Origin of the sequence: Virgibacillus litoralis, from assembly GCF_017873675.1 — a bacterium.
Lineage (GTDB): Bacteria > Bacillota > Bacilli > Bacillales > Amphibacillaceae > Lentibacillus > Lentibacillus litoralis.
Genome location: NZ_JAGGKK010000005.1, coordinates 154,268 through 180,765 on the forward strand (window position 1 = coordinate 154,268; position 26,498 = coordinate 180,765).

General features: G+C 39.3%; 23 protein-coding genes. 4 read left to right on the plus strand and 19 right to left on the minus strand.

Going from position 1 to position 26,498, the window contains the following annotated elements; translation table 11 throughout:
• Nucleotides 1-55: 55 nt before the first annotated feature.
• The 11 genes from J2Z82_RS06585 to J2Z82_RS06635 all read right to left on the minus strand — a co-directional run bounded on the left by J2Z82_RS06585 (nt 56) and on the right by J2Z82_RS06635 (nt 10,938).
• A complete protein-coding gene (locus J2Z82_RS06585) occupies nt 56-1,030 on the minus strand; it encodes a Gfo/Idh/MocA family protein (RefSeq protein ID WP_209479986.1) in 975 nt (324 codons plus the stop codon).
• Nucleotides 1,030-1,713, minus strand: a complete 684-nt coding sequence (locus tag J2Z82_RS06590; protein ID WP_209479987.1) for a hypothetical protein — start codon at nt 1,711-1,713, stop codon at nt 1,030-1,032. Before J2Z82_RS06590 ends, J2Z82_RS06585 begins: the two co-directional genes overlap by 1 nt.
• Before the next feature lie 11 nt (nt 1,714-1,724).
• Nucleotides 1,725-2,567 carry a sugar phosphate isomerase/epimerase family protein gene (locus tag J2Z82_RS06595; RefSeq protein WP_209479988.1) on the minus strand — a complete coding sequence of 281 codons (843 nt, stop codon included), beginning with the start codon at nt 2,565-2,567 and terminating at the stop codon, nt 1,725-1,727.
• Nucleotides 2,568-3,080: 513 nt separating this feature from the next.
• Complete coding sequence (locus tag J2Z82_RS06600) at nt 3,081-3,545, minus strand: acetylxylan esterase (RefSeq protein WP_209479989.1); 465 nt, start codon at nt 3,543-3,545, stop codon at nt 3,081-3,083.
• Nucleotides 3,526-4,104 carry an acetylxylan esterase gene (locus J2Z82_RS06605; RefSeq protein WP_209479990.1) on the minus strand — a complete coding sequence of 193 codons (579 nt, stop codon included), beginning with the start codon at nt 4,102-4,104 and terminating at the stop codon, nt 3,526-3,528. The genes J2Z82_RS06600 and J2Z82_RS06605 overlap by 20 nt, the downstream gene beginning before the upstream one ends.
• Before the next feature lie 14 nt (nt 4,105-4,118).
• Complete coding sequence (locus J2Z82_RS06610) at nt 4,119-5,681, minus strand: FAD-dependent oxidoreductase (RefSeq protein WP_209479991.1); 1,563 nt, start codon at nt 5,679-5,681, stop codon at nt 4,119-4,121.
• A complete protein-coding gene (locus tag J2Z82_RS06615) occupies nt 5,682-6,734 on the minus strand; it encodes a Gfo/Idh/MocA family protein (RefSeq protein WP_209479992.1) in 1,053 nt (350 codons plus the stop codon).
• A 29-nt stretch (nt 6,735-6,763) separates the two neighbouring features.
• Nucleotides 6,764-7,819: a Gfo/Idh/MocA family protein gene (locus J2Z82_RS06620; RefSeq protein WP_209479993.1), complete on the minus strand. Its 1,056-nt coding sequence runs from the start codon at nt 7,817-7,819 to the stop codon at nt 6,764-6,766.
• 14 nt (nt 7,820-7,833) lie between these two features.
• A complete protein-coding gene (locus J2Z82_RS06625) occupies nt 7,834-8,838 on the minus strand; it encodes a zinc-dependent alcohol dehydrogenase (protein ID WP_209479994.1) in 1,005 nt (334 codons plus the stop codon).
• Between the two features lie 30 nt (nt 8,839-8,868).
• A complete protein-coding gene (locus J2Z82_RS06630; protein WP_209479995.1) occupies nt 8,869-9,921 on the minus strand; it encodes a dihydrodipicolinate synthase family protein in 1,053 nt (350 codons plus the stop codon).
• Complete coding sequence (locus tag J2Z82_RS06635) at nt 9,922-10,938, minus strand: NAD-dependent epimerase/dehydratase family protein (protein WP_209479996.1); 1,017 nt, start codon at nt 10,936-10,938, stop codon at nt 9,922-9,924.
• Between the two features lie 235 nt (nt 10,939-11,173).
• Here J2Z82_RS06635 and J2Z82_RS06640 point away from each other — a divergent pair, with 235 nt between their 5' ends.
• On the plus strand, nt 11,174-12,532 hold the full coding sequence (locus J2Z82_RS06640; RefSeq protein WP_209479997.1) for a GGDEF domain-containing protein: 1,359 nt from the start codon (nt 11,174-11,176) through the stop codon (nt 12,530-12,532).
• Nucleotides 12,533-12,802: 270 nt separating this feature from the next.
• Here the strand turns inward: J2Z82_RS06640 and J2Z82_RS06645 are convergent, their stop codons facing one another.
• The 7 genes from J2Z82_RS06645 to J2Z82_RS06675 all read right to left on the minus strand — a co-directional run bounded on the left by J2Z82_RS06645 (nt 12,803) and on the right by J2Z82_RS06675 (nt 20,132).
• Nucleotides 12,803-13,921 carry a mandelate racemase/muconate lactonizing enzyme family protein gene (locus J2Z82_RS06645; protein ID WP_209479998.1) on the minus strand — a complete coding sequence of 373 codons (1,119 nt, stop codon included), beginning with the start codon at nt 13,919-13,921 and terminating at the stop codon, nt 12,803-12,805.
• Between the two features lie 16 nt (nt 13,922-13,937).
• A complete protein-coding gene (locus tag J2Z82_RS06650; protein WP_209479999.1) occupies nt 13,938-14,966 on the minus strand; it encodes an alpha/beta hydrolase family protein in 1,029 nt (342 codons plus the stop codon).
• A 12-nt stretch (nt 14,967-14,978) separates the two neighbouring features.
• Complete coding sequence (locus tag J2Z82_RS06655) at nt 14,979-16,001, minus strand: Gfo/Idh/MocA family protein (RefSeq protein WP_209480000.1); 1,023 nt, start codon at nt 15,999-16,001, stop codon at nt 14,979-14,981.
• A 13-nt stretch (nt 16,002-16,014) separates the two neighbouring features.
• On the minus strand, nt 16,015-16,920 hold the full coding sequence (locus J2Z82_RS06660) for a Gfo/Idh/MocA family protein (RefSeq protein ID WP_209480001.1): 906 nt from the start codon (nt 16,918-16,920) through the stop codon (nt 16,015-16,017).
• A 34-nt stretch (nt 16,921-16,954) separates the two neighbouring features.
• Nucleotides 16,955-17,758 carry a carbohydrate ABC transporter permease gene (locus J2Z82_RS06665; protein WP_209480002.1) on the minus strand — a complete coding sequence of 268 codons (804 nt, stop codon included), beginning with the start codon at nt 17,756-17,758 and terminating at the stop codon, nt 16,955-16,957.
• A 33-nt stretch (nt 17,759-17,791) separates the two neighbouring features.
• Nucleotides 17,792-18,733, minus strand: a complete 942-nt coding sequence (locus J2Z82_RS06670) for a carbohydrate ABC transporter permease (RefSeq protein WP_209480003.1) — start codon at nt 18,731-18,733, stop codon at nt 17,792-17,794.
• Between the two features lie 157 nt (nt 18,734-18,890).
• Complete coding sequence (locus tag J2Z82_RS06675; RefSeq protein WP_209480004.1) at nt 18,891-20,132, minus strand: sugar ABC transporter substrate-binding protein; 1,242 nt, start codon at nt 20,130-20,132, stop codon at nt 18,891-18,893.
• A gap of 495 nt (nt 20,133-20,627) precedes the next feature.
• Between J2Z82_RS06675 and J2Z82_RS06680 the strand changes: the two genes are divergently transcribed.
• From J2Z82_RS06680 to J2Z82_RS06690, 3 genes are all read left to right on the plus strand, one after another.
• Entirely contained in the window at nt 20,628-21,248 is a 621-nt protein-coding gene (locus J2Z82_RS06680) for a YesL family protein (protein ID WP_209480005.1), read from the plus strand.
• Between the two features lie 280 nt (nt 21,249-21,528).
• Nucleotides 21,529-23,505, plus strand: a complete 1,977-nt coding sequence (locus J2Z82_RS06685) for a ligand-binding sensor domain-containing protein (RefSeq protein ID WP_209480006.1) — start codon at nt 21,529-21,531, stop codon at nt 23,503-23,505.
• A gap of 20 nt (nt 23,506-23,525) precedes the next feature.
• A complete protein-coding gene (locus J2Z82_RS06690; protein ID WP_209480007.1) occupies nt 23,526-26,309 on the plus strand; it encodes an FIMAH domain-containing protein in 2,784 nt (927 codons plus the stop codon).
• 51 nt (nt 26,310-26,360) lie between these two features.
• Here the strand turns inward: J2Z82_RS06690 and J2Z82_RS06695 are convergent.
• Nucleotides 26,361-26,498, minus strand: a 138-nt coding sequence (locus tag J2Z82_RS06695; RefSeq protein WP_245251162.1) for an IS3 family transposase, incomplete at its 5' end; no start/stop codon positions are given.

Consider the following 26,498-nt stretch of genomic DNA (forward strand, 5'->3'; position numbering starts at 1 on the left):
TGGCTGTTACCTCCTTCTTATAAAAGTGGACACCTTATACAGGTGCCCGCAATGTTTATAAATTTACTGCTGATTTCTTTTCACTCGATTTATACGCTGCTAAAGCAACTTCCAGCGCCTTTAAACCGTCCCTACCAGTTATGGATGGTTTTCTTCCCTCTTCTACACAGTTAACAAAATCTCGAATCAGTCCAAGGTCCATGTCATTTCCATAAAAAACATGACTTAGCGATTTGGACCCGCTAGTAAACATTCTAACATGTTCTTTAAAGGCATCCGCCTTCACTGTTTGCTTTGTGCCGACGACTTCAATTGTTGCATCACCCCAGATTGGATATTCTTTAAATCGTGACCAACTGGCGTCATGGGACGCGACAACACCATTTTCAAATTCCAATGTGAGCAAACCTGCATCATCAATAGCGATGTCATGAAAATAAGAGTCTACAATCGCATGTACCTCCGTAATTTCCTTTCCTAAATACCAGCGCATAATGTCAACCATATGTACTGTATGATCTAATACAGCACCTCCACCCGATTGCTCTTTATCGATAAACCAGCCACCGGGATTTTGACCTCTGTTTGTGGTGCGAAAAGCTACAATGTCACCAAGATCTCCATCATTTATCATATTTTTAAGCTGACGCATCGGCGAGCTGAATCTTACTGGAAATGCTGTTTGTAAAACTACGTCATTCTTGTCACAAACGTTAATCATTTCTTGCGCATCTTCAACTGTTGTGGCAATAGGCTTTTCGCATAAAATATGTTTATTGGCTTTGGCAGCATTTATGACCATTTCTTTATGGCGGAAGTTTTCACTGCAAATAATGACAGCATCCATATCCATCGCAAGAAACGATTCCTGATTGTTGAAATACTTTGTACGATACTTTTCAGCCACTTCTTTTCCTCTATCTGAATCATCATCAAAGATTCCAACTAATTCAACATTGGGCAGTTTCATCAAACCGTCCACATAACTGTGTGCATGCATATGCGCGAAACTCATCATTCCAATTTTCATTAATTAGTACCTCCGTTTACAAGCTGACTGAAATTGTTCAAACGTTTGATCAAACTCTGATCTGCTGGATGAGCAGTATCGATGATGGAGTCTACGGAATAAACTAACGATGGGTCAGTTGGATTCATCGTTTCACTATTGAATTCCAGAATAGTTTTTATCCCGCTCCACTCAAGTTCAATGCTTTCATCCTGCTCAGAAAATGTATATTCCAGATGTGCCATTGTTCCACCGCCAAAATTGACAGTAACAATCACATGGCAGGGAGAAACTGTCTGATTTGTATGCTTCACTTGAATATCCTGCGTTTCACCTAATAGTGAGGAAAGAACATATAAATCACCTGCAATCAGCTCTTTGCTTTCACCATTACCAATGATCCTCCTTAAACGAAAAACACCCTTTGGCTTATTTTCTTTTTCAATAACCTCTTTTATTTTTTGGAAAAACGGATAGTTTTCCAAGTCAAAATAAACATTTACCCCTTCTGCAGCGTTATCCAGTAAGGTCGATGGAATAAAAATGTTATTATTTTCATTTAAAACAGCATCCAGTTTAGTCTTGCTTAAAGATAATAATGCCGTTTCATCTTGTTTTGCCTGTTGTTCAACGGAGTCTACGATGGTTCGTAAGGTAGCTTGATAATCAATTTTATCTAACCTTGCAAATACAATATTCCCCATTCTTCTCCCTCCTACTGAAGTAAATTCCTTAGACGATTTACCGCTTCTTCATTGGCTTCCTTAGCATCGTCCTTACCTTCGTATTCGATTGAAAGCCATCCTTGATAATCCATTTCTTTTAGACCTTGAACAATGTAAGCTAAATCCACCTGTCCATCTCCAGGAATAGTACCAATCAATTCCGTACCTTGTGTTGAACGAAATCCTTTGATATCTTCACTGGCTTCTTTTTCCCGGAAGTCCTTAAAGTGAACATGGACAATTTTATCTTTCAGTCGATCAAAAGCTTGTTGAGGTTTCTCATGTACTAATAAAAAGTTACCTGTATCAAATGTGGATTTCACATACGGGCTATTAACTTTTTCAATGATCTCTTCAACCTGCTCACTCTTTCCAGCTAATAGACCATGGTTTTCAATTGCTAAATAAATCTGCTCTTTTTCAGCTGCTTCAGCACATTGCTTTAAGCCATCAACTATCCAGCCCTGACCATCGTCATAAGTTAAGTCATCATGTATGTCCCCGCAAAACACACGGATTATATTTGTGTTTAATTGCTTAGCTACTTGAATAGCATCTTTTACTTTAGTGACTTCCTTTGCACGATCTTCACTTGATTCTTTTACAAAATTATTTGTGACGTCATAGGCAGAAACTTTTAAGTTATGTTTCTTCAGTGCTTTTGTCACCTGCTCGAGTTCGTTACTAATATCGTCTTTATTTTGCCAGAAAATATCGAGCAGTTCGACGCCGTCTAGCGAAATACGATTGGCATAATCAATAAAATCGACAGTAGACCAATTTTCCTTTTTTACGGTTGAGACTAAACTGTACATGCTGACACTAATATTCATAATTATCCTCCTTGTATTTAGGTGCTTTAAATTGGGCTTTCTAGTTCTTTTTTTCGTAGGTTTTGTGGCTTTTTAAGCTTTTAGATAATACTGCGACGTAAACTAAAGATAATAGATTCCTAGTATTTAGTATAGCTCTCTAATCACGCAGTTGGAATATACTCGCTTTCCGTGGGCTCACCACGAGCCTCCTCGTTCGCAAAGAACGCTCACTGTGGGGTCTCTTAGGCTCGCTGTCCCACAGGAGTCTCGCATATTCCAACTGCTGGTTGTTTAGAACCTTGTTTATATTCAATCACAATATACGTTTATAAATTAAGTGAGCAAAGCCCAGCGCAGGAAATACACGAAGACTCCTGCGGGAATAGCAACAGCTGAAGATCCCGCAGGAAGCGTTTTTTGCTTCCGAGGAAGCTGAAGCGTTGCCCGCGGAAAGCGAAGTGTATTTCCGCAGCGATGTCATAGTACTCATATTATTTTTGATCTAGTAAGCTACGTCCTGGAAACTATACTTTACAAATCAAATAGTTGTTCCTTACCTATTCCTGGTATGTCATGGGGCTTATTTTCTAATTGTCTGCTCAAGAATTCGAGCTTTTTTTCGTCGTGAAACGGGTTAAGCTCATGGGTGAACTGTGGATATACCTCGATTTTTTTGCTGGATGACTTAATGTGGTTAAAGGCTGCAAATACTGTTGATGGTGGTGTGATTGCATCCTCTAACCCTGCTGCCATTAAAGTTGGGCAGTTAATAGATTCACAGAAATGAACACAATCAATATAGCCTAATGTCTCAGCAACCTGATCGTAAGTATTGTACTGTGGGTCATTCCACTTGAAATAGTTTACAACTTCCATATAGGGACCAGACAAAGCAACATCCATTGCCCGTTCAAAGTGTGCAAGAAACGGCCAATCAGCCAACACAAAATCCATATCTCCATCCAATCCTGCTGCACTAAGTAGCCAGCCCGCCACCCTGCGAAGAGCCCATAACCCCCATTTTCGTTGGCGTAATGGGAGAATCCTCAGACCTGATCCATTTTATTTGCATTAAAATATCACGGTATACGTTGGTAAAGTAATAGTTTTCAGGGTCATAAATTCCTAGTAACATCCAGCCGGGAATTCTGCTTCCATTCTGATACTTTCCATAATCAGGTGATGACCCTTGCCCACGAACATCAAATGAATAGACCGCGAATCCAAGTGACACCCATTTCAAGTAATCAACGGGCAGCCCGCAACTTCCTGTATACCCGGGAAAACAAACAATTACCGGACATTCCGTCATGTATTTTGGTTTTACTAATATTCCATTCAGCGGCGAATCATCCCAGCTTGAAAAGACAATATCCAAGACTTCTATAGATGGAACAGGATATTCTCGTAAATCTGTTTCAACCTTTGAACGCTCATTTTTCAATTTATTCTTTTGCTCAGTCCAAAATGCGTCAAAATCGTGTGGTTTATTTCCTAATGCCGGACGGTAATCACGAAGCTTTTCGAGTGGAAAGTCCCCAACTTGCCTTCCCATAACAGCTCACCTCATTACTCTTTATAAAATTCATCAGGCCATTCAAGCTCAAAGCCGCTTTCCCTTAACTCACTCTGAAATGCTGCTAACAATTGTTCATTTTTACGAACTGTTTTTGGATTTGTATCATTGTTAATACAGAATCCAATCAATGCACCGCAAGCCTCACCAATATTCCATTCCACCGGGTGAAGACGGTAGCATCCATTCGTAATATGAGTCGTACCGATATTTTTACACCCGGCCAAAACGTTATCTGCATCCTTTGGAATCAGTGCGCCCAACGGTATATGAAAAGGAAGCGCTTTAATATCAAGATAGGTTTTTCCAGCCATACTTGGGTGTAAGTCAATACTATATGATCCGACCCCGACACTATCTTTGTATCGTTTACCAGCTTGACCAGCGTTATAATCTGGCGACACATCCTGCTCAGTGATGGTATATTCCGCCTTAATCCTTCTTGATTCCCTAATATAGGCAGCTTTTGCCAACCCATCTTCTGTGCCAAAGATGTCCTTTCGGAGCTTTAATCCTGGATACCCCTGTGCCTCATCAGATCTTGGTGCCTCGGTTTGCAGCCAGTATAATAGAGAAAGACTCAGCTGTTTTCCCTGATATAAATTTTTGTCTTTCTCTGACTCTGTAACATCAAAGATATTCCCTAAAAAGTAATCATTTTGCGGCCAATTCATTAATGAGACATCGCCTGGATTATAAGGATTTTCGTATTGGTTCTTATCAAATATTCGGCGATACTCCCACAGTGGGAATCCTGTTTCCTCCCGAAATAATGTATATTCACGCTTTTCTTTTGTAATAGGATGTGGTGCAAAAAAACTTAATAGTCTATCCGGCCAAATAGATGGATGGAACTCCTTCCAAAATTCATACATCGCAGGTTTTTGGATGGTGTGGTCTTCTCCCTCTCGATACTCCATACCCAAAACATAAGTGAACGCTTGAATATCATCAGGATCAGCAACATCCAATGCGTGTGGCTCACCAGTGTCCTTCTTTGCTTCTGCACCTGTTACATATTCCATTTCGGCTAATGGCAGTACATCGCCCGCTTCTGTTGCATCGATAAAATATTGCGCAGTAACCTGCTTCTTCACACCTGTCTGCATATGTTCAAACGTCATATCATGAACCGTATTTTCGGGTTTTTTTACGGATGTAACCTTTGTGTTTAAATCGATTGTTAACTGATTCGTCAGTACATAAGGCATTAACATTTCATTTAATACATGCAGCGTCACACGGGGATCATGGCATATGTTGCTCACTAATCCGTTTCCAGGGTTAAAGATCGCTTCATTTGACTTTACCTTCATATTACGCGAGTAGGTATCTCTTACTTTATTACGGTAATCACGATATCTCTTTGTTGAACCAAACTCCTCTATCCACTTATGTTCATCGGGAGGAACCCCTTGAGATGTTACCTGGCCGCCTATCCAATCCGTTTCTTCTGTTAACAGAACGTTTAGTCCACTTTCGCAGGCGGAGAGTGCTGCTGCACAGCCACCCAATCCGCCTCCAACAATTACAAGCTCGGCATTCGTACTATTCATCTACAAGTAAACCTCTTTGCAGTTTTCTGCTGACTCATAAACAGCATTGAGCATTTTCATCACCTGGACACCATCTGCAACAGGCGCGATTGTTTCTTTTCCATCTTTACAGCACGTAACAAAATGGTTGATCTCATTCACGAATGCCTTATGGACATCAAATTTAAGTGTATCCAGCTGTGGTGTAACATTCAAAATGGTATTATGCTTCTCCGTAACTAAAGATAGCTCGGGTTCAATTTCCGCTCCGCCCTTATCGCCATACAGCTTAACATTTACTTCATCCTTTTTTGCTTGCAAGGTAAAGCTAACATCTACTAAAAGGGAAGCACCATTTTCAAAACGTATTAATGCATTTGTTAAATCTTCTACATCATTCAATGTTGGATCATAATCAGCAGCCTGGTAGAATGATAGATTCTCAATGTGGCTGCGATTCCCTAACTTTGAATACGTATTGCCGCTGACTGATACTGGGCGTGGTTTCCCCATCATGTACCAGCAGATATCAATCATATGAACGCCTAAATCGATTAATGGACCGCCACCAGATTTTGAAATATCACTAAACCAGCCTCCAGGATTGCCAAGTCTTCTTAAGCATGAGGCCTTGGCATAATAAATTTCACCTAGCTCATCATTATCAATAAACGTTTTTAATAGTTTTGCATTATCACCATGCCGTCTAACAAAACCAACCTGCAATACTTTTCCTGACTTTTTGGCTGCCGCCTCGATTGCTAGAGCTTCCTCGGTTGTCATGCTTAATGGTTTTTCCACCAAGACATGCTTACCAGCTTCTAACGCTGCGACAGCAATTTTTGCATGGGTATTATTCCATGTACAAATACTGACAGCATCGATTTCATCATTTTGCAATAGCTGCTGATAGTCACTGTACAACTTGGTCACTCCATACAATTCACCTTTTTCATTCAGACGGTTTTGATTGGTGTCACATAGCGCAACTAAATCTGCTTCCTCACTTTCAAGATACGGTTTAATATGAAACTCTGATATCGATCCTACACCTATAACTCCAACTTTCAACATTTGGTAAACTCCTTTCTTTTTTTAGCTAACTATTCAAAAATGACTTCCTTATTCTGATCGGATGAATCATAAATTCCGTGAATCATTTTCAAGACTTCATACCCATCATTGCCATCTATTAATGGAGTTGTGTTTGTTTGCACACATTCAATAAAATGCTCGATTTCAGCTTTAAATGGTATGCTGCTCTCGTATAATGGACTTGTCTTGCTGAGCAATCCGTTCTCCTCTTTAAAAATAGTAAGTGGTGATAAGGTTGCACCGCCTTTATTGCCAAATAATTCGATGTCGATATTACCGTCCTGCTCCCCATTCACGGCCCAAGCAATTTCAAGTGATAAAACAGATCCGTTTTTAAAGCGGATCCAGGCGGAACTGAAATCCTCTACATCAAATACATGTTCTGCATTTAATTTCTTGTTTTTCGATTCCCAGCTTGAGGTGTACTTTGTTTGATAATTCCCTAATCCATTGAGCGTTTTTCCTGTAATCGATTGAACCTGTGGATTTCCCATCAGCCACCATGCCAAATCAAGTGCATGGACACCGATATCCATCATCGCACCACCACCAGCTAACGCTTTATTGGTAAACCAGCCCTTTGGTGTTCCTCGACGTCTGAACAACTTTGCTTTTGCATAGTAAACATCGCCAAATGCTTGCTGTTCTGCATATTCTTTTAAAATACCCGTATCACGACGAAAACGATGGGTCATTCCAACCATCGTCAATACTTTCTTTGCTTTAGCTAATTCCAAATAGTCGTTTACATCCTGTAAATCAGTACCGATTGGTTTTTCCATAAATACATGTATTCCCATTTGGGCCGCCAGTGTAGCAATCGGAATATGAGTTTGGTTTGGTGTACAGATAATAACTGCATCGATTGTAACTTCGTTAAACATCTCTTCAGCTTCTTGAAAAGAATGTGGGATTTGATATTTTTCAGCTATATCCTTTGCCCTATTGATATCCAAATCCGCAACAGCAGCTATCGTTACATTTTCAGAGTCGTTTAAATGCAGGATATGGCTCGTTTCCGCAATTGCACCAAGTCCAATTATCCCTACGTTGACATTTTCCACTTTTGATCATCACCTTATTTTGAGAAATTTATTACCTTTGTTAACGTGGTTGATTTTTTATCTACTAGTTCATCAAATGCAGCAGATACATCACTGAAGTTAATTTCTTCTTTAATGAAAGAGCTTACATTAATTCGTTTTTCGCTTACTAGTCTGATATATTCTTCTATATTTCTTCCTTCTGTCCAGCGAACAAATCCATATGGATAGTCATTAGCCTGTGCTTCGTAATTCTTGTCGTACCTGCCTGGGCCACCTGCTCTTGAAATAAGAATTTGGGCTTCTTTGCTGAACATCAGGTTTCTTGGGAAATCTGGTTCAATGTCACCGACAATAACAACTTTCCCTTTATTTCTTATCCATTCGAGACTTTGTGCTGTTAATGGCGATTTCTTTCCACCCGCACATAGAAGTACAGCATCTGCACCATTTCCGCTTGTACCATTTTGTATCTCATGTTCCATAGCATTAATCGTAGAAAATGACTTTATATTCGTTTCTTCTTGCAGCATTGATGCCCGTTCTTCATGAAAGTCATAAGCAATAACATTGTAGGCTGCGGCGTCTGCAATTTTAGCAATCATTTGACCAAGTAATCCCAGCCCTACTACAGATACTGTTTCACCAAATTGAAGATTCGCAACCCGCAGTGCATGAATGGCGATCGCACCAATACCAGCGAGCGCTGCTTCTTTCGGTTCAACATTTGAAGGAACTTTTGCAGAGAGAGTTTTCGGAACTAATAAGTACTCGGAATGCTGCACATACGGGGCACCATAAACAGCTACCAAATCCCCAGGCTTCACATTGGTTATATCACTTCCGCACTCCTCGACTACTCCCATCGCGCTGTAGCCTAACGTAATTTTTTTATCGGTACTATTTTCGATAATTGTTAATTCGGTTCCTGGTGAAATAATAGAGTACATTGTCTTGATTAATAAATGGGAAGGTTTTACTGCAGGTGAATCATCCTCAACTATTTCAACTCGTTTGTTGTTTGCAATAATTTTTTGCATTGTTCGTTTACTCCTTCCAGAACTTCTTAATTAGCTGAACCATTTTGAAAGATTTGTTTCCACGAATTCATCATCATGTAAATGCGGGTATGCTGCATATACACGATTTATCTCTTCCATTTGATTAGGCCCAAGTTCTTCTTTTTCCAGCAGGCACCAACGTCCTTGCAGCAGGCCTTGTCTGGCTAATACTTCATTAATTCCGGCAATACTCCCTTTAAATTGATTTTTAGCATCAAAGAAGGCAGCATTTGCATCGGTAATCTCCTGTGCCAATGTTAAATACGTACTTGGAATATGGTCGTAATGTTGTACTTTCTTTATTTCATTAAATACTTCTACAGCTTTTTTTGTCCAAACTGACCAGTGTCCCAGTAATCCTCCAACAATCTTTTTTTCTACTTTTTTCCCATCGACATTTATATTGTAAGTAGTCAACAGGTCATTAACGATATTGTCATCATTCCCGGTATATAAGGCAATGTCCTCATTTCTTTGCGAATTGCATACTGCCCTTACCACATCAAGTGAAAGATAGCGGTTAAACGGTGCAATTTTAATGGCATGTACATTCGGAATATCCGCAAATTTCCTCCAAAAATCATAGGAAAAGACTCTTCCACCAACAGCAGGCTGCAGGTAAAACCCGAAAACAGGGATAATTTCAGCTACCTTTTCTGTTCTATAAAGTAACTCTTCTTCTGTAAGAGACTGCAATCCTCCCATACTTAGCAATCCAAGGTCATAGCCTATTTTTTTAGCAAATTCTGCTTCTTTAACTGCTTGTTCGGCAGGACCACAAATTCCAGCAATCTTAATAAATGAATCTGGTACCTGGGCCTTTTCAATCTCTTCAATCGCAAGTGCTAACACCTTTTCAAACAGATTAAACGCAGGATCACGAATTTCAAACTGTGTTGTATGGACCCCAACTGCCAGTCCCCCTACTCCCGCATCAATATAATACCGGGTAAGTGCTCGCTGACTGCGCTCGTCAAGTTTTCTTTCTTCTGTTAAAGCTAATGGATGTGCTGGTATAAACGCTCCTTCATGCAAATAATTTTTCACCGGACTTTTTAACATTTAAAATGCCCCTTGCCGCTCTTGGAAATGAGTTGGTTTGTCATATGTAGAGCCATCATTCTTCAGCCAATCTGCAGTCATATCAATCATTTGCTGTATCGTTACTTTTGGATATCCAAATAATTTATGTGCATGTGAAGCGTTATTTAGTAAAGCAGTAGGATTTTCCTCATTATAAAAGTTAGCATCTGTATCAAATCGTTTAGCAAATTCCTCAGCAAGCCAGCGAACGGATACTGTTTCTGGTCCAGTGGCATTTAATATTTTCGGTGGGGCTTCTGTATGTAATAATGAGCGAACAGCATATTCGTTTGCATCACCCTGCCAAATAACATTGACGTTTCCCATTTCAAGATCAATGGACTGACCATTATAAACTTGTTTAGCAATTTCAAGTAACACACCATATCGGAGATCAATTGCATAATTTAGCCTGAATAGCAGCATAGGTGTTTTATTTTTATGTGAGAAATGGGTGAGAACACGTTCCCTTCCTAAACAGGACTGTGCATATTCCCCAACCGGACTAACAGGTGTGTCCTCAGAGCAATTGCTGCTTAATACATTTACAAAGGGGTATACATTCCCAGTTGAGAACGCGACCATACGGGAATCGGCAAATTTTTCAGCAAGCCTGCCTGGCAAATACGCATTCATAGCCCAGGTGAAATGCTCATTCCCGACAGTTCCAAACTTATTCCCGGCCATATAAATGACATTTTTAGCCGTTGGAAGTGATTGGAGGTCGGACTCATTTAGCAAATCAGCTGCGATTGTTTCGATGCCGAAATCTTCTAGCTCTTTTTTTAATGATCCGGAAGAAAATCTTGATACACCAATTACTTTTTTATTTAATCCGCCTTCATCTATAGCTCTTTTCGTTAATTTTGCCATTGAAGGTCCCATTTTTCCGCCAATACCTAATATCATAATATCACCTTCCAATTTTGAAAGGTCTTCAATTAATTCTTCAGATGGTTCTGTCATAAACTTTTCCAGCTCTGAGATCGTTTTCATTTAACCACTCCTACTTTGTGTTTTTTCTCTTTTCGATTGAAATTTCAGATAATATACTTATTATTCTATGAACAATTTCATTAAAAGACAAGTCTTGAATGTGTCTTTATTAGATAGACTCTTGAAATTCATCCGATCATTGAATTTTGACAATTCTAATTATAAAAAGTATTATAAATATAATGATGACTAAAAGACATGTCTATACATTTGTCTTTCTAAGGGAGATGATTTTATGCAAATTAATAAACGAGTTGATGATAGTTCAGAAATTAATATTGGCATTATCGGATCAAAGTCCCTCCTAGACCAAACAAAAGAAACGTTAAAATCTTTTCCAAACTTTAAACCAGTCTTTGGTGTTGTTGAAGCTGACACTGCAATTACAGATTTAGCAATAGAGTTAATGCATGATGTTGATGTTCTAGTGTTTACAGAGTTCCATTTATACAATCTCGCCAAGCAATCGTTAGATTTTTCAATCCCTGTTCATCATGTTCCATTAATGGGTACTGGATTATATAGATCATTATTTCTTATCAAAAGCAACTATGGCTTAAAACGTTTATCAGTCGACACGATTGAAGAAAAATATGTCGAAAAAATACTCGTCGAATTAGGTGAAGAAAACTATGAGTTCAAAGTATTTCCAAACCACTCCAAGCCAAAATTGATTGAAGACATTATAGCTTTCCACATTGAAAACTATAAGTCTGATGAATCAATTGTACTAACAGGAATACAGGAAGTTTCTATTAGATTGACAGAAATGAATATTCCAAATGAGTGGGTAACACCTACACAACAGGACATGATTGTTTCCTTAGAACGTGCTTTACTTGCAACAAATACCCGCCGGAACAAAGAGTCACAAATTGTTTTTGGGTTAATAAACGTTGATGATTTTAAAAGAGTCACTGAAAAATATAAATCAGAACATGATATACAACTACTAAAATTAAACATCCAGCAGATTCTCCTCGATTACATAAAACAGCTTGATGGACATTTAATAAATCTAGGAGGAGAAGAATATTCATTCATCACAACACGCGGCATTTTTGAACGCGAAACCAGAGGATATAAGTTCATACCCTTACTTCAAGATACCAATAATGCTATTGGAATTACGCTAAGTATTGGTGTCGGCTTTGGAAGTTCTGCTGCCGAGGCAGGCACTCACGCGCGATTAGCATTACGTCAGTCAAAAGAACTGGGCGGCGATGTCTGTTATATTGTCCGCGAAGATAAAAGTGTCTTAGGTCCGGTCGATATTACTACCAATACACAATACGAAAGATATGATTTAGCTATTACAGATGCACAACTGCTAGAGCGAGCTGAAAAGGCTGGTATGTCTGCATCCTATATGACAAAGCTAATGGCACGTGTTGCCCGCTACGGAATCATTGACTATACTGCACAAGAACTGGCTACAACTCTAAAAATAACGATTAGAAGTGCACACCGGATCTTGTTAAAATGGATGGATGCTGAACTAGTCGAGATTATCGGCGAGGAAAAAGTAACCTATAAAGGCAGACCCCGCCGAATCTATCGTCTTACTTTTATAATGGATGAACAGCTGAAATAACTCCTTTTCATGTGTGTTGTCGTTCGAGTTTGCGTGTTGCTCGCTCGAGTTCGAGTGCTCCTCGCTCGAGTTCGAGTGCTCCTCGCTCGAGTTTGGGCGCTGCTCGCTCGAGTTTGCCCGCTCCTCGCTCGAGTTTGGGTGCTACTCGCTCGACTTTAGTGCGCTCTCGCTCGAGTTTGCCCGCTCCTCGCTCGAGTTCAGCGTACCCCCTCGCTCAATTCAGCGTGCCCCCGCTCGGCCAAGGAACTTCCTTCCACCTTTAGGACACTGCTATACTGATAGTCTCTCCAGCTTAGCAGCATCAACTTCCCATCCTATTCCCAACCCGCTAGGCAGTGTAACTTCGCCTTGTTCAATCTCAGCTTTCACCTTAGAGGGGTCATCTGCCAGAAATAGCGGACCATTCAAATCGACTGGTGATGTAATCCCTAACGCATGAAACAGCTGTGCACTTGCATAGAGTCCTAATGATGATTCCGTTAACCCTCCACCGATTAATTCCAATCCAGCAGCTTGAGCAATTTCACCACATTGTTTCGCTCGTGATAGGCCACTCATTTTCGTCACTTTAATGACAATAGCGTCACATGCCTCTAACCGGATAGCTCGAACGACATCTTCAGGCGTCCATATACTCTCATCTAAAGCGATAGGAATGGTTGTAAACTCCCGAAGCTTCGCATGTCCTTGTAAATCACCAGCTATTAATGGCTGTTCAAATACATTGACTCCTATTTTCTCCATTTCTCTGCTTAAACGCATTGCCTCTTTTAGTCGGTAAGCTTGATTGGCATCTACACGAAAATAAGCTTCAGGTATTACTTCCTTTACAGCTTTTATTATTTCGATATCTTTCTCAGGGTTTAATCCTATTTTAACGTCAACGCCTGTATACCCCTGGTCCTTCGCAATTCGTGCCTTTTCTGCAGCATCTTCCACATTTGTGGCACTAATTAAATAGGAGAGTGCAATCTTCTTTTGCTGAGGAGACAGCCATACATGTGCAAGTGGTTGCCCTGTGCTTTTTCCGACAGCATCCATAACAGCCATGTCAATTGCAGCCTTCGCTATCGGTTGCCCGCGAGTTATTCCTGATGATATCTGCTGATCCATTACACTGTGAATTTCCTCAAGATTAACTAATTCCATGCCCCTTAATGCCTCAGCAAAATAATTTTGGATCGTACTTACGACTGTTTCCAATGTTTCATAACTCCAGCGATGACTTGGCCGTGCTTCTCCCCAGCCTTCCTTGCCATCATCAGTCGTTATACGTACATACACATGTGGTGCACCTGCATTCTTGCTCCCAACTTGCCCACCGGAAATGGAGAAGTTTTGCAGCATCGGTAAATTTAAAGGAAAAACATCGATAGCAGTTATACGCATAAATTGATTACTCCTTTTAGGATGACATTTCATTATCAAGCCATTTATCCAAAAACTGATATGCAGATTCTCGTATGTGTGGTGGAAATTCGTGCCCTTCTGCACCAAATAATGATGTAAAGTGGTCATGATAACCCAGCTTTTCATATAACTGGTACACATTATGCAATCCGCTGGCAATCGATTTCCAATGCGGAAAAATTGAATCACTTTGCCCGCTCCAATTGAACACTGGCTTCGGTGCTACAAGAGCCAAAATTTCGTGAAATTCAAAAGGGATATCACCTTCTGCTATCATTGGTGTTAATTTTGGAAAATGTGTATACCAATCCCGGTCAGCCCAACGCTGCGGCCGATAATCCCCAGTAAACATAGAAAATCCGCAGCTGGTTACAACAGCCTTTACCCTGTCATCTATTCCAGCCAAATAATAAGCATTGTAGCCACCGAATGAATGACCAATAGCTCCGATACGATTCGTGTCTACAACCTGATGGCTTTCGAGTAAATCTATACCTTGCCGATGATCCACAAGGTTCTTGGCGGTAATCGATGAATATTGCGGGAAATCACGATAAAAATAAGCATTATAAAACGGCTTCTCGCCTGTTTTGATCCGTTCGCCAGCAGTTAAAGCATCTGGCACTAGTACAACATAGCCTCTTTTGGCGAGTTCAGTCGCATAATTTTTAAAATGTTTGGCATTATTTGTACTAATCGAATCCTTCCCCATTTCATCTGTACCATGCAGCGCAATTACTGCTGGCAGCTTTTTTTCTACTGCTCCCTCTGGAATCAGTAAGTATGCCGTAACAGTATCATCATCGGCTGTATTGTATGTGATATGCTGTCTGATAAAGCTCTCTTCTTTTAACTCTGCATGAACTTTTAAATCTAACGGTACCCTCTCCGGAAGTTTTCCTAGCATATCCTGCCACCGCTTAAAGATATCTGACCTTTGTTTCAACCAATCTTCTGTAGAATCAATACCCTCAATAAGGGATGGGATTCCTTGTTCATTTAACATATGCAGCTTGTAAGTCAATCAAATACCTCCTCACGTTTTAAAAGGGTGGAAATCCGATAGCACTACTTCACGACCTGAGCGAGCTGATTCATATATTGCCAAAATAATTTCAACTGATTTCCTTGCTTCAATTCCGGATACCATTGGTTCACGACCCTCTAAAATAGCTTCAACCATGTCACCAACTATAATGGAGTGTCCGTCATGATCAGCCTCGGGCAATTGTGGCTTCTTAAGTTCTCTATCATTGTTCATGAATTCCCAAATGTCCACAGTAGTATCGGAAACTTTTACTGTTCCTTTGTCACCATTAACTTCAATGGATGTCTGCTGTTCCGGGAATACGGAAGTCGCACCTTGAATTGTCCCGAATCCACCATGTTTAAACTTCACCACAGCAACTGCAGTATCCTCGACCTCAATATTTTGGCGAGCTAATGTATCATTATAAGCAAATACACTTTCAATCTCCCCGCCAATCCACTGTAAAAGATCGATACCATGAACACCCTGATTCATCAGTGCTCCGCCGCCATCAAGTTCCCATTTACCACGCCAGCCAGCACTGGCATAATAGTCATCATCACGAAAATACTTCAAATAAGCGTGAATCATCATCATATTTCCAAGTAGCCCGTTTTCCTTGGCGTTCCTTGCAGCAATAAAATGCGGTAATGTCCTCCTTTGGAAAACAGCACCTAGTTTTACGCCCGCACCGTTACATGCGCGGATCATCTGGTCCATCTGTTCGAACTTAATATCTAAAGGTTTTTCGCATAAAATATGCTTTCCCATTGCGGCACAAGTGAGAGCAAATTTTGCGTGCATGCCACTTGGCACACAGATACAAACGACATCAATCTGTTCTTGAAGCATTTCCTGGTAATCTGTAAATGTTTTTGCTACGCCAAATTCCTCAGCTAAAACAGCAGCCTTTTGTTGATCAATATCCGATATCGCCACAAGTTCAGCCTGGGGATTTGATGTAATTGCTTTGGCATGCAATGGTGCTAATACACCTGCACCAATGATGCCAAATTTTACTGACGTCATATTTTCACTCACCTCAAATTAAAACCTGTTTTCCAGTAGTTCTACTTTCGTTCGCCGCTTCAATAAATCGAATTATCTCTTTCGTTTCTGCTAACGATACTCTTGGGATTCCATCTTGAAAGAAATCCATTATCTGATCTAGTAAGCTGGCATAATAAGGCTTTGCACTGGTGTTTATATCGACATATTCGGTACCCCGTTCAAAGTGAACTACGGCTCCAAATTGCTTGTTACCTTCACGGTTGCCCCGAACAGTTCCAAAAAGCCCATCCCGACGCTGTCCAACAATAACATCATGTTCACCGTTTGTTGTGGTGGTTACTGACTGGAACCCTTCACCTAAAATCGCAAACAGCATTTCAATCGAATGGATTCCATACCAAAAAAAGCCTGGTTGCTTCTCCTGCAGTTCCATCGGGCCAAAGCAATCAGCACCTATTATTTCTCCTTTATCAGACATTGATAATACTTCTACCAATGCATCTGCATAACGAAGAGCAGACGTACTCATAACTGGAGTCTGGTAAACTGAAGCAAGTTTAACCATTTCAGCAGCCTTTTTTGACTTCAGACTGAACGGTTTATCGATAAAAATTGGTTTCTTATAGGAAATAATTCTTCGCAACTGCTCCAAATGGACTCTTCCATCCACTGATTCTAATAAAATTGCATCACTTTCTTCTGCTACACGTTCAATAGAGTCAGTAATGTTGACATCATATTTACGCTGAAGTTCCTTTGTAAAACCCTCTACACGAGATATACTAAGGTCAAAATCAGGGGAACCTCCAGGAAAAGCTATCACAACTTTTCCACCAGGTACATGATATTTTTCCAAAGGGGCATTAAGTAATTTTGTAAAGGCTACAGCATGCGATGTATCTAACCCAATGATGCCGACCTTCAAGTTGTCTGACATATTTTGCCGCCTTTCAGTTTAGCGATAATACCTTTTATTTTAGCCCTGACATCTGAATTCCTTCTGTGAAATAACGCTGGAAGAACAGGAATATAATGAAGGTCGGAACAAATGAAAGTGTCGATCCGGCCATTTCAATACCGAAATCCCCTTCTTTACCAAGCAACGATGCTAAACCAACTGTCACAGGAAACATCTCTTCTTTTGTCATATAAATCAATGGCTGGAATAGGTCATTCCAATTTGATATAAACGAGAAAGTCCCCACTGTTGCAACTACTGGTATTGATAAGGGTAAGATAACTTTAAAGAATACTTTAATATCATTAGCACCATCAATACGTGCAGCCTCTTCCAGATCATTCGGGATATTTTGCAGGAATTGCCGTACTAAAAATACTCCCATAATCCCCCAAAGTTCAGGAATAATTAAAGCCCAATACGTATTAATCCAACCGAAATCTGCAAACATAATATATTTCGGAATAATTAATAGTTGTTGCGGAATCATTATTACGGCCATAAATACCCAAAATATGACCTCTCTCCCTGGGAATTTTTTCTTGGCAAAAATATACCCTAATATTGCACAAAATAACATCTGACTAAAGACAGGAATGATGGTAATAACTAACGAGTTAAAAATCCACCTAAGAAAAATTCCGTCATTAAACAGGTATAAATAGTTACTAAGGGTAGGATCTTCTGGTATCCAAAAAAGTGGATCCAGCAATGCATATTTCATATCTTTAAACGATCCCAAAGCCATAATGATAAACGGCAGGAGAAAACTAAAGGCTAATAGAAACAATAAGGTATATGTGATCGTTTTTTTCAATTTTCTAATCTCCCTTCCAAAAAGGCCTGATGATTAATAATGATTCGTGTCTTGTCCTAGATACTTTCTTTGGATAAGTGAAATAACCAAGATTATAAAGAACAATACATAAGACAGAACAGCAGCATAGCTTAAGTTAAGCCCTGCAAACCCTTGTTGATATAGGTAAAATACAATTGTTGTTGTTGAGTAGTTTGGTCCTCCACCTGTAAGTAAAAATGTGGAATCGAAAATTTGGAACGAACCTATCGTTGTAATAATTGCCACGTAAAAGTGAATCGGCTTTAGCAACGGAAAGGTTATTGTCCAAAATATTCGTAAAGGTGATGCACCATCAATCCGAGCCGCTTCATACAATTGTTTATCTACTGATTGAAGACCTGCGAAATAATAGATCATTGTACTTCCGGCAACCTTAAATATACTTAAACCAGCAAGCACCATTAGCGCCTGATCAGAGTCTGCTAAAAATAGTTGTGTATCTATTCCAATAAAACTTAACAGATAGTTCACCATACCTGATTCTGTACCTCGGAATAACCATCCCCAGATACCAGCTATAATTACAAAGGATGTAACTACTGGTAAGAAAAAGATTCCTTTAAACAACCCTGATGCTTTAACACCTGAGTTAATGATTAATGCTAAGATCAGTCCAAGTGCCATAGTAGGTACGATATAATAGATGGAAAATAGTACTGTATTCCAAATTGCCTTCCAAGCTAATCCATCATTCATAAACGCTATCCAATGCTTAAGTCCTACAAATTCCGGATCCCCGATTACTTTCCAATCCAAAAATGTCAAAACAAAACTGAATGCAAATGGGAACACCTGAAAAACAAAAAAGTGAAGTAATGTAGGCACAAGAAAAATATACACTATTGCATTGCGATCCCATTGCCTCTTGACTCTTTCTTTAAAAGGCAGCTTTGGCTTTTTGGAATAAGAACTATCACCTTTTTTTCTCTTCATTCGATCTTTTAAAGGGACTTTCCCTTTATTATAAGATTCCAATTCTTCGTTGATCTTGTCTGCATTATTCAGTGTAATCACCTTATTTCATATGTAAGTTAGTAACAGAGAGTTTGACTGTAATATCGGTCAAACCCTCTGTTCTATCTAGAATTTATTATTTAGCAATTTCAGCTTCTATAGCTTCTGCTGCCGCATCTGCTGCCTCTTGTGGAGTTTTTTCGCCTTCCATCATTGTTTGAACTTCAGCCTGAATCATTGGCATTATATTACGTCCTTTTGGATGAATTACTCCAGGTAATGCATATTGTGTATATTGTGAAAGCTGCTTCAAATACTGTTGATCATCAAAAATATCCTTTGCAGATTCCCTTGTTGGAATATACTGAGTTACTGTGTTAAATCTTCTTTGATTTTCTGCACTGGTAACTGTTTTCACAAATTCGGCTGCTGCATTAGGGTTATCACTATTTGTTGGGACAACGAACATTCCTGTTGTACCATATGTTTTTTGCTCTTTATTTTTAAGTGGTGGTGCAATAACGAAGTCCAAGCCACTTTCCTGTAAATTCGTTAATGAGATCCCTGAACCTTGTACAGCCAACATCTCTCCTGCATTCCAGATTGCGTCATGATTCATAGCAGTAATTGAGTCTTCAGGAACCCATCCTTTTTCATACATTTTATTGATAAACTCAAAAGCTTCTACACCTTCAGCATTATTGATCATCACTTCATCATCCTGTGTTACAACTTTTCCACCCGCTTGCCAAAGGAAAGGATATAACGTTCCATTCATTGAACCTCCGCCTTGATAGCTATATGCATAGTAACCTTCTTCTTTTGCTGCTTTTGCCCACTCTTCAAATTCACTCCATGTAGAAGGTAAATTTTCAGGATCTTTACCAATTGCCTCAATTACTTCAACATTATAGAAAAGCGTATATGCTTCCTGCAAAATAGGAAGACCATATGTTTTATCCTGCCATTTTGTTGAAACCAAAGCAGTGTCTACGAAATCATCCATATTGTTATCCTCTAAATATGGGTCAAGCTCCAATAACATACCCTCATCTGCATACTGTGGCATTTGATCCGGAATAGCATAAAATACGTCTGGACCATTATTAGCCGCTAGAGCCGTAAGTATCTTCTGATCTCGGTTACCCCACGGAATTGTTTCAATTGTTACTGTTGCATCAAATTTTTCTTCATAAGATGCTACGATTTCATCCCACATCGCTTCTTCTGCTTCAGCATCTCCCGTATATGGATGAACCCATACCGTTATTTCCCCGGATACTTCTCCATCAGTTGCAGCGGCATCTTCATCTGAATTACAAGCTGCTAATACAGTTCCCAAGAGAATTAGTAGTAAAAAAATGCTTAGTTTCTTCATCTTAATTAAACCCCTCTCTTCTTAATTAATTTGTTACATAACAATCTAAGACACTATAACAAAATGAACAGACACCCCCTTAGAATTCCTGCATATTATTTTTGAAGCATACAAACCGCCTTAATATAGAAAGCGCTGTCATATATGTACAATTAGAATGAATGGGATGCAGGAAATTATTTTTTACCAGTTAAGAATTACTGCATAAGTGCAACTAGGCTTTTCGCTATTAAGGCTTGGCAAGAAAGCCATCTTTTCTAAAAATGCTTTAATTATCAAAATATTCATTGCCTTGCTATTATTCTATGTTTTTTTTCGTCTAGAGACAAGTCACTAAAGTGTCTTTAATAAAACTAAATTTCCTGCCAGTAGAAAATCGTATTTATTCAACCGTGTTGACATGATTTTTGGACACCCATATAATGAATTAAAATATTAGAAATTTTGTGGAAAACAATAATGATATACTGCATGCTTAATTGAAGGGGGAACAACATGACATTCGGTGGTTGGGAAAAATTTAATATGGCTGCTTTTTGGATGATCAAATTAGCTTACATAAATTTACTTTGGATTTTATTTACAATAGGAGGACTAGTAATTTTCGGATTGTTTCCAGCAACCGTGGCAATGTTTACAGTTGTCCGCAAATGGATGCGCAAAGAAAGTAACTTTAAGATCTTCCCAGCATTTTGGACAGTTTTTCGCACTGATTTTATAAAGGCAAATGGTCTGGGTTTATTATTTATTACTGTCGGTTACATCCTTTATTACGACTTTACTTTTCTGCAGGTGAACGATGGTAAATTAGCCTATCTGCTTCCAGTATTTATTTTTATACTTATTTCATATGCCGTGACCTTGTTATTTTTCTTTCCTGTATTCGTTCATTTTGACTTGAAATTCTTTCAATATATTAAACAATCTTTTTTAGTTGCAATAACTTCCCCAATTGAAACCATACTAAGTGCTGTTTCAATTGTATTACTATATTTTGCAATCACGCTTTTACCAGGAATAATTCCGTTATTTAGTGGGAGTCTTTTGGCAATTGCGATGACTTGGACTAGTTTTAGAGCTTTCAGAAAAATTGAGCGCAGGAAAGGATTAACTTAAACAGGTATAGAGTGATATTAAAGGAAAGGTTTAACCTCAAAGGTTAGACCTTTTTTTGTTGCAGTTAGTTTCGCATAGTACATTTGTCCTAATTAACATAAGGACTCTTAAAAGACTTGTTATAGGTGGATACTTGTCTAAAAATATTAACTATAGAGAAAATTGAAAACGCTTTCTCTGTGAAGGCCATCATTCGTAATAGGGAACCGAGTAATCGGAGGTGAATTCGGACTAGGGTTTTACTTTTAACAATTCACAATGGAAAGGATGAGTTATTAAGATGCGTAAAGTAATATTTCTATTGGCATTACCTTTGCTATTCACTATTTATTTAGGTGTTGTTGAAAACAAAAGTACAGAAGCAGCAGAAAGTAACGTACGCGAAATTGGAACTGCTTTAAATGCTGTTTCAATTCCTGGAGCTGCCTATGGTAAAAGCCCAGATGGTGAAGAAGATTGGATTTATGCAGTCTCCGGAGGATCGCCTGCTGTTTTTAATGTTGTGAATGCTGAATCCGGTGAACTGATTAATAGCTTTTCATTGGAAGGCGCTAGTAACAGCTGGGCACTTACAGTAGACCCAGACGGAAATGTTTATATGGGGACCTACTCAAACGGCACGCTATACCGTTATGTACCAGGCAGCGATCAAGTTGAAAACCTTGGAAAGCCCCTTGCAGGTGAATCATTCATCTGGCGCATTAGCTCCGATGAGGACGGTAACATTTATGGCGGGACATATCCAAGCGGTAAAGTATTTCAATATAATCCCGAAACGGACGAGTTCCGTGATTATGGTCAAATGGTTGAAGGACAGCAATATGTTAGAAGTATAGATATTTATAAGGACAAGGCATATGCCGGGGTTGGAACCAATGGGGCAAATCTTGTCGAGTTAGATACAGAAACAGGAGAAACCAAGCAAATACCACTGCCTGACAAATTTTCAGAGGCAACAAATGTTTACGATATTAATGTTGTCCGCAATAAACTATTTGCCAGAGTCACAGGTGTTAGCACTATTCTTGTATATGACTTGAAAACAATGGAGGTTATTGACGAGATTGAAGATGCGAATGGAATAGATGTCTCCCAAGCGGGGCCAAAGAACAACATTTATTTAATCAGAAATGAACAACTCTTTTCTTATAACTTAAATACACTTGAGTTAAAAGCAACAGGATTTGACGACCTCTTTTCAGCACGAGGATTTGGCTGGATTAATCTCGGAACGAAGGAATTTCCAGGTAAGACATTAGCAACCATATCGTGGAACGGGGAAATCCGAAAATATAACCCGATAACCGGTAACACTGAAATCACACCTGGACAGATCAAGGGGGAACCAGTTGATATTCAATCCCTCACTCAAGGACCTAACGGAAATATATTTGTTGGAGGTTATTTTTCCGGTGGGCTTGCTGAATTCGATTACCAGGCAAATCAACTTACAGAGTATAAAGGTCTAGGACAAATTGAAGGTATGGTAACGCATAATGACAGATTGTATATGGGCATTTATACAGGAGCAGAGCTTTTTTCTTACAATCCTGATAACCCATATGAGCTAGGTAAAAATCCAGTAGAGCACTTCAGCTTAAAAGACAAAGACCAGGATCGACCTTTTGCACTAGTTTCTGCTGGCGATAAACTGGCAGTCGGTACTGTGCCTAATTACGGAAAATTAGGCGGAGCATTAACTATCTTTGATCCCGCAACAAATGAATACTCCTTCCATCGAAACGTCGTGGAAAACCAAAGTGTAATATCACTTGCTTATAAAGACGGATTAGTATATGGAGGAACTTCGGTTTGGGGAGGACTAGGAATCCAACCAACTGAAGACGAGGCAAAATTATTCATCTGGGATATGGAAAATGAACAAAAAGTATTAGAGACCGTTCCAGTACCTGGTGAAAAAGCAATTTCAGCACTAACCCTTGATGATGAAGGAAACCTATGGGGATTAACATCAGGTGTTCTATTTAAATATGACACACAATCCAATCAAATTGTTCGGCACGAAAAATTATATTCATTGAACTGGGATAGAGTTGGTCACCTATGGCGCGGAGGCGCATTAACATTTGATGATGATGGTAATCTTTATGGTCAGACACATAATGAACTTTTCAAAGTAAATCCAGAAACATGGGAAAAAGAAACGCTAGCTGAAGATGCATCTTTATTCGCGCAAGATGCTGATGGAAACTTCTACTTCGCAAGAGACCATAAACTTTATCAATATCAACGATAATAAATGAGGAGAGATATTAAATGAAAGGAAATCCTATTTTAAACAAATGGTCCTATTTATTAGCAGGATTGTTAGTACTTGTCTTAGCCGGACTTCCATCGCTCGCACAAGCAAACTCGGGTCAGGAATCAACAGAACTTGCTAACACCACTTATGGGGAACCCGAAAAGGTATTGGCACCTCTTACTGGAACAGTTAGTATCTTCGATGGTGCAGTTGGAAAAGAAGATGGCCATGACGTCATGTACACTACCGCAAAAGGAATACCTGCCAAGCTTAATGTGGTAGACCTAGATAATTATGAATTGCTGCGGACGATTACCCTTGAAGGTGCCGAGAGTACATGGGCACACGAGGTTACAGTCGATGGTGACTTGTATATAGCTACTATTGGCGGAGGAGCTAAACTTTGGAAGTATTCTCCTGAAACGAAGGATGCCAAGGTTGTCGCTACATTCCCAGGCCAAACATTTCCTTATTCAATAACATCGGATCCTGAAGGAAATGTTTATGTTGGGACCTATCCGGGTGGGAAAGTATATAAGTTTAACCCGGAAAATGAAGAAGTTACAGATTATGGCAAAATGATTGATGAGTCTTCAAGGCAATATATTCGATCAATCGCTTATGTGGACGGAAACATTTACGCCGGAACTGCTAAAGATAAAATAATTAAATACAATATTGCTTCCGGAGAGAAAACTAATATTGCTGCTTCTTTAGATGAAACCGGTACTGTCTATGACATGGACAGCGTGGATAATCGTTATTTGTTTATCAGGTATAACGACACCAACAATGGCTACATTTACGATACAGAAACACAAGAGTGGCTTGATGTTGTCGTTCCAAACGTAAGAGGTTTGCATGTTGAAGAAGAATCAAACAACGGATTAGTGTATTACATGACACCAGATGATAAATTCATGTCGATCGATTTAAACACATTGGAGATTAATGACACAGGTATGAGATATGGCAGTGGCTTACGTGGAGCAGATTGGGTTGAACTAAGCGACCCGGATCTACCTGGTAAAAGTCTGGTTACTATTAACTGGGCTGGCAGTGTAACAATATTTAATATCGAGACAAACCAGGTTATTGAACGTCCTTCATTAGTAGAAGGGGCTCCGGCGATTATGAGCAAAGTAAAGAATGGACCCGATGGAAACATATATATTACTGGTACACAAGCCACAGAAGGTGCTATCTTTAATCCAGTTGACAACTCTACTACCTCTTTCGCTTTAGGACAGGGCGACAGTATGAGTTCTTTTGAGGACAAAATGCTATTTGGAGTGTATCCCGGGGCAAGAATTTTTGAATATGACACAAAGGAAGAGCCTGGAGAAAACAATCCTAAGCAGCTGTTTCAAATTGGGAAAGAACAAGATAGAATCAGTGATATTATTAGCGCAGATGGAAAGACGTTTATCGGAAGTATTCCCGACTATGGAAAGCTAGGTGGTGCTTTGACGGTATATGACCAAACTGGAGAACAAACCAATCCAACAGTCTACCGTAATGTAGTAGAAAATCAAAGTATTGCTAGCTTAGCCTATAAAGATGGAATTGTTTATGGTACAACAACCATTAATGGCGGTCTGGGGATAGATCCAGTTGCTGAAGAGGCCAAAATTTTCAAATGGGATGTTGAAAACGAACAGAAAATAGAAGAAATATCGCTACCAATCGAAGGTATAGACAACCCACAGACAATTGGCGATTTATCCTTTGGTAAAAACGGCTTGTTATGGGGTGCCGCAAATAACATTATTTTTGCATTGGATCCCGACACGTTAAACGTAGTAAAAAGCAAAAAGATTTATCCGGACGGCGCTCTTTATTACGCTGACTGGCAAACTATTGATTTAGAATGGTCAAACGATATATTGTATGCAAAATTTGATAATAATCTAACTGCAATAGACCCTGAAACACTTGTCAGTCATAAGATCACCGATGCAAAATCCTTTACGATAGGAGACGATGGGAACATATACTACTCGCTTCCATCTAACCGTACACTTCTATATAAGGTTGAGGTAACAAGTGCAGGGCTTATACAGGAAATTCTTGACGGTTATCACAACTCAGAAGACATTGCAGAACCAGTCTATTCTCAATTGACTAATAAGTTGGAACAAGCAAAACACCATCTAAATAAGGATGATACAAGCCAGGCTGTTAAGCATCTGAATGATCTGCTTAAACTTCTGAACAACGATTCTATGAAAGAATTTATTTCAGATGATGCAAAGGATATATTGAATTCAAAAGTCGAGAATCTTATAGAAACCTTGTCATCTGAAAATGAGGAACCGCCAGTGAATTCCATACAACTAATAAATCCTGGCTTTGAGGAACCTTTGACAGATGAGGCTATACCTGGGTGGACATCTGCATTTCAAGAAGGTGAAGATCATTACTATGAAGTTACGGATGAACGCAGTTTTAGTGGAAACAATAGTTTAAAGATTGATGATAATGTAAGATCTGCATCTGTTGCACTGTACAGTGATAAAATAGATGTAGAACCTGGCGTTGAGTATATGGCTTCAACCCAAGCTTTTACTGAAGAAGGTTCAGCAAGCTTTCTGTTACGCTTTTACGATAAAGATGGTAACCAAGTCGCTAACTATGCTAACCATTTTGAGACCATGCTTGGCCAATGGGAGGAAGTTAACACGCAAGGTACCGCACCTGATAATGCTGCATATGTACGGATCTATGCATATATAACAAGCTATCAAATTGGAACCGTTTATTTTGATGATATCAATCTATGGACAAATCAGAACTAACTAACTAAAAAGGTCAATGTAGGTAGTGACCCCCAAAAGTTAGAGTTTTGATTATGCAACTGTTTGGCTGGTTTGAGTTCGGTATTCCACTGGGCTTAAACCAGCCAATTTTTCTTTTATGCGTTCGTGATTGTAATAATCGATGTACCTCTCGATTTCCTTCTTTAATTCAGTATAAGAAACCAAGGG

Excerpts from the sequence above, each read along its gene's own strand:
- J2Z82_RS06585 (WP_209479986.1), bottom strand. The coding sequence starts at position 1,030 with ATGAAAATTGGAATGATGAGTTTCGCGCATATGCATGCACACAGTTAT.
- J2Z82_RS06590 (WP_209479987.1), bottom strand. The coding sequence starts at position 1,713 with ATGGGGAATATTGTATTTGCAAGGTTAGATAAAATTGATTATCAAGCT.
- J2Z82_RS06595 (WP_209479988.1), bottom strand. The coding sequence starts at position 2,567 with ATGAATATTAGTGTCAGCATGTACAGTTTAGTCTCAACCGTAAAAAAG.
- J2Z82_RS06605 (WP_209479990.1), bottom strand. The coding sequence starts at position 4,104 with ATGGGAAGGCAAGTTGGGGACTTTCCACTCGAAAAGCTTCGTGATTAC.
- J2Z82_RS06610 (WP_209479991.1), bottom strand. The coding sequence starts at position 5,681 with ATGAATAGTACGAATGCCGAGCTTGTAATTGTTGGAGGCGGATTGGGT.
- J2Z82_RS06615 (WP_209479992.1), bottom strand. The coding sequence starts at position 6,734 with ATGTTGAAAGTTGGAGTTATAGGTGTAGGATCGATATCAGAGTTTCAT.
- J2Z82_RS06625 (WP_209479994.1), bottom strand. The coding sequence starts at position 8,838 with ATGCAAAAAATTATTGCAAACAACAAACGAGTTGAAATAGTTGAGGAT.
- J2Z82_RS06630 (WP_209479995.1), bottom strand. The coding sequence starts at position 9,921 with ATGTTAAAAAGTCCGGTGAAAAATTATTTGCATGAAGGAGCGTTTATA.
- J2Z82_RS06635 (WP_209479996.1), bottom strand. The coding sequence starts at position 10,938 with ATGAAAACGATCTCAGAGCTGGAAAAGTTTATGACAGAACCATCTGAA.
- J2Z82_RS06640 (WP_209479997.1), top strand. The coding sequence starts at position 11,174 with ATGCAAATTAATAAACGAGTTGATGATAGTTCAGAAATTAATATTGGC.
- J2Z82_RS06645 (WP_209479998.1), bottom strand. The coding sequence starts at position 13,921 with ATGCGTATAACTGCTATCGATGTTTTTCCTTTAAATTTACCGATGCTG.
- J2Z82_RS06655 (WP_209480000.1), bottom strand. The coding sequence starts at position 16,001 with ATGACGTCAGTAAAATTTGGCATCATTGGTGCAGGTGTATTAGCACCA.
- J2Z82_RS06660 (WP_209480001.1), bottom strand. The coding sequence starts at position 16,920 with ATGTCAGACAACTTGAAGGTCGGCATCATTGGGTTAGATACATCGCAT.
- J2Z82_RS06670 (WP_209480003.1), bottom strand. The coding sequence starts at position 18,733 with ATGAAGAGAAAAAAAGGTGATAGTTCTTATTCCAAAAAGCCAAAGCTG.
- J2Z82_RS06675 (WP_209480004.1), bottom strand. The coding sequence starts at position 20,132 with ATGAAGAAACTAAGCATTTTTTTACTACTAATTCTCTTGGGAACTGTA.
- J2Z82_RS06680 (WP_209480005.1), top strand. The coding sequence starts at position 20,628 with ATGACATTCGGTGGTTGGGAAAAATTTAATATGGCTGCTTTTTGGATG.
- J2Z82_RS06685 (WP_209480006.1), top strand. The coding sequence starts at position 21,529 with ATGCGTAAAGTAATATTTCTATTGGCATTACCTTTGCTATTCACTATT.
- J2Z82_RS06690 (WP_209480007.1), top strand. The coding sequence starts at position 23,526 with ATGAAAGGAAATCCTATTTTAAACAAATGGTCCTATTTATTAGCAGGA.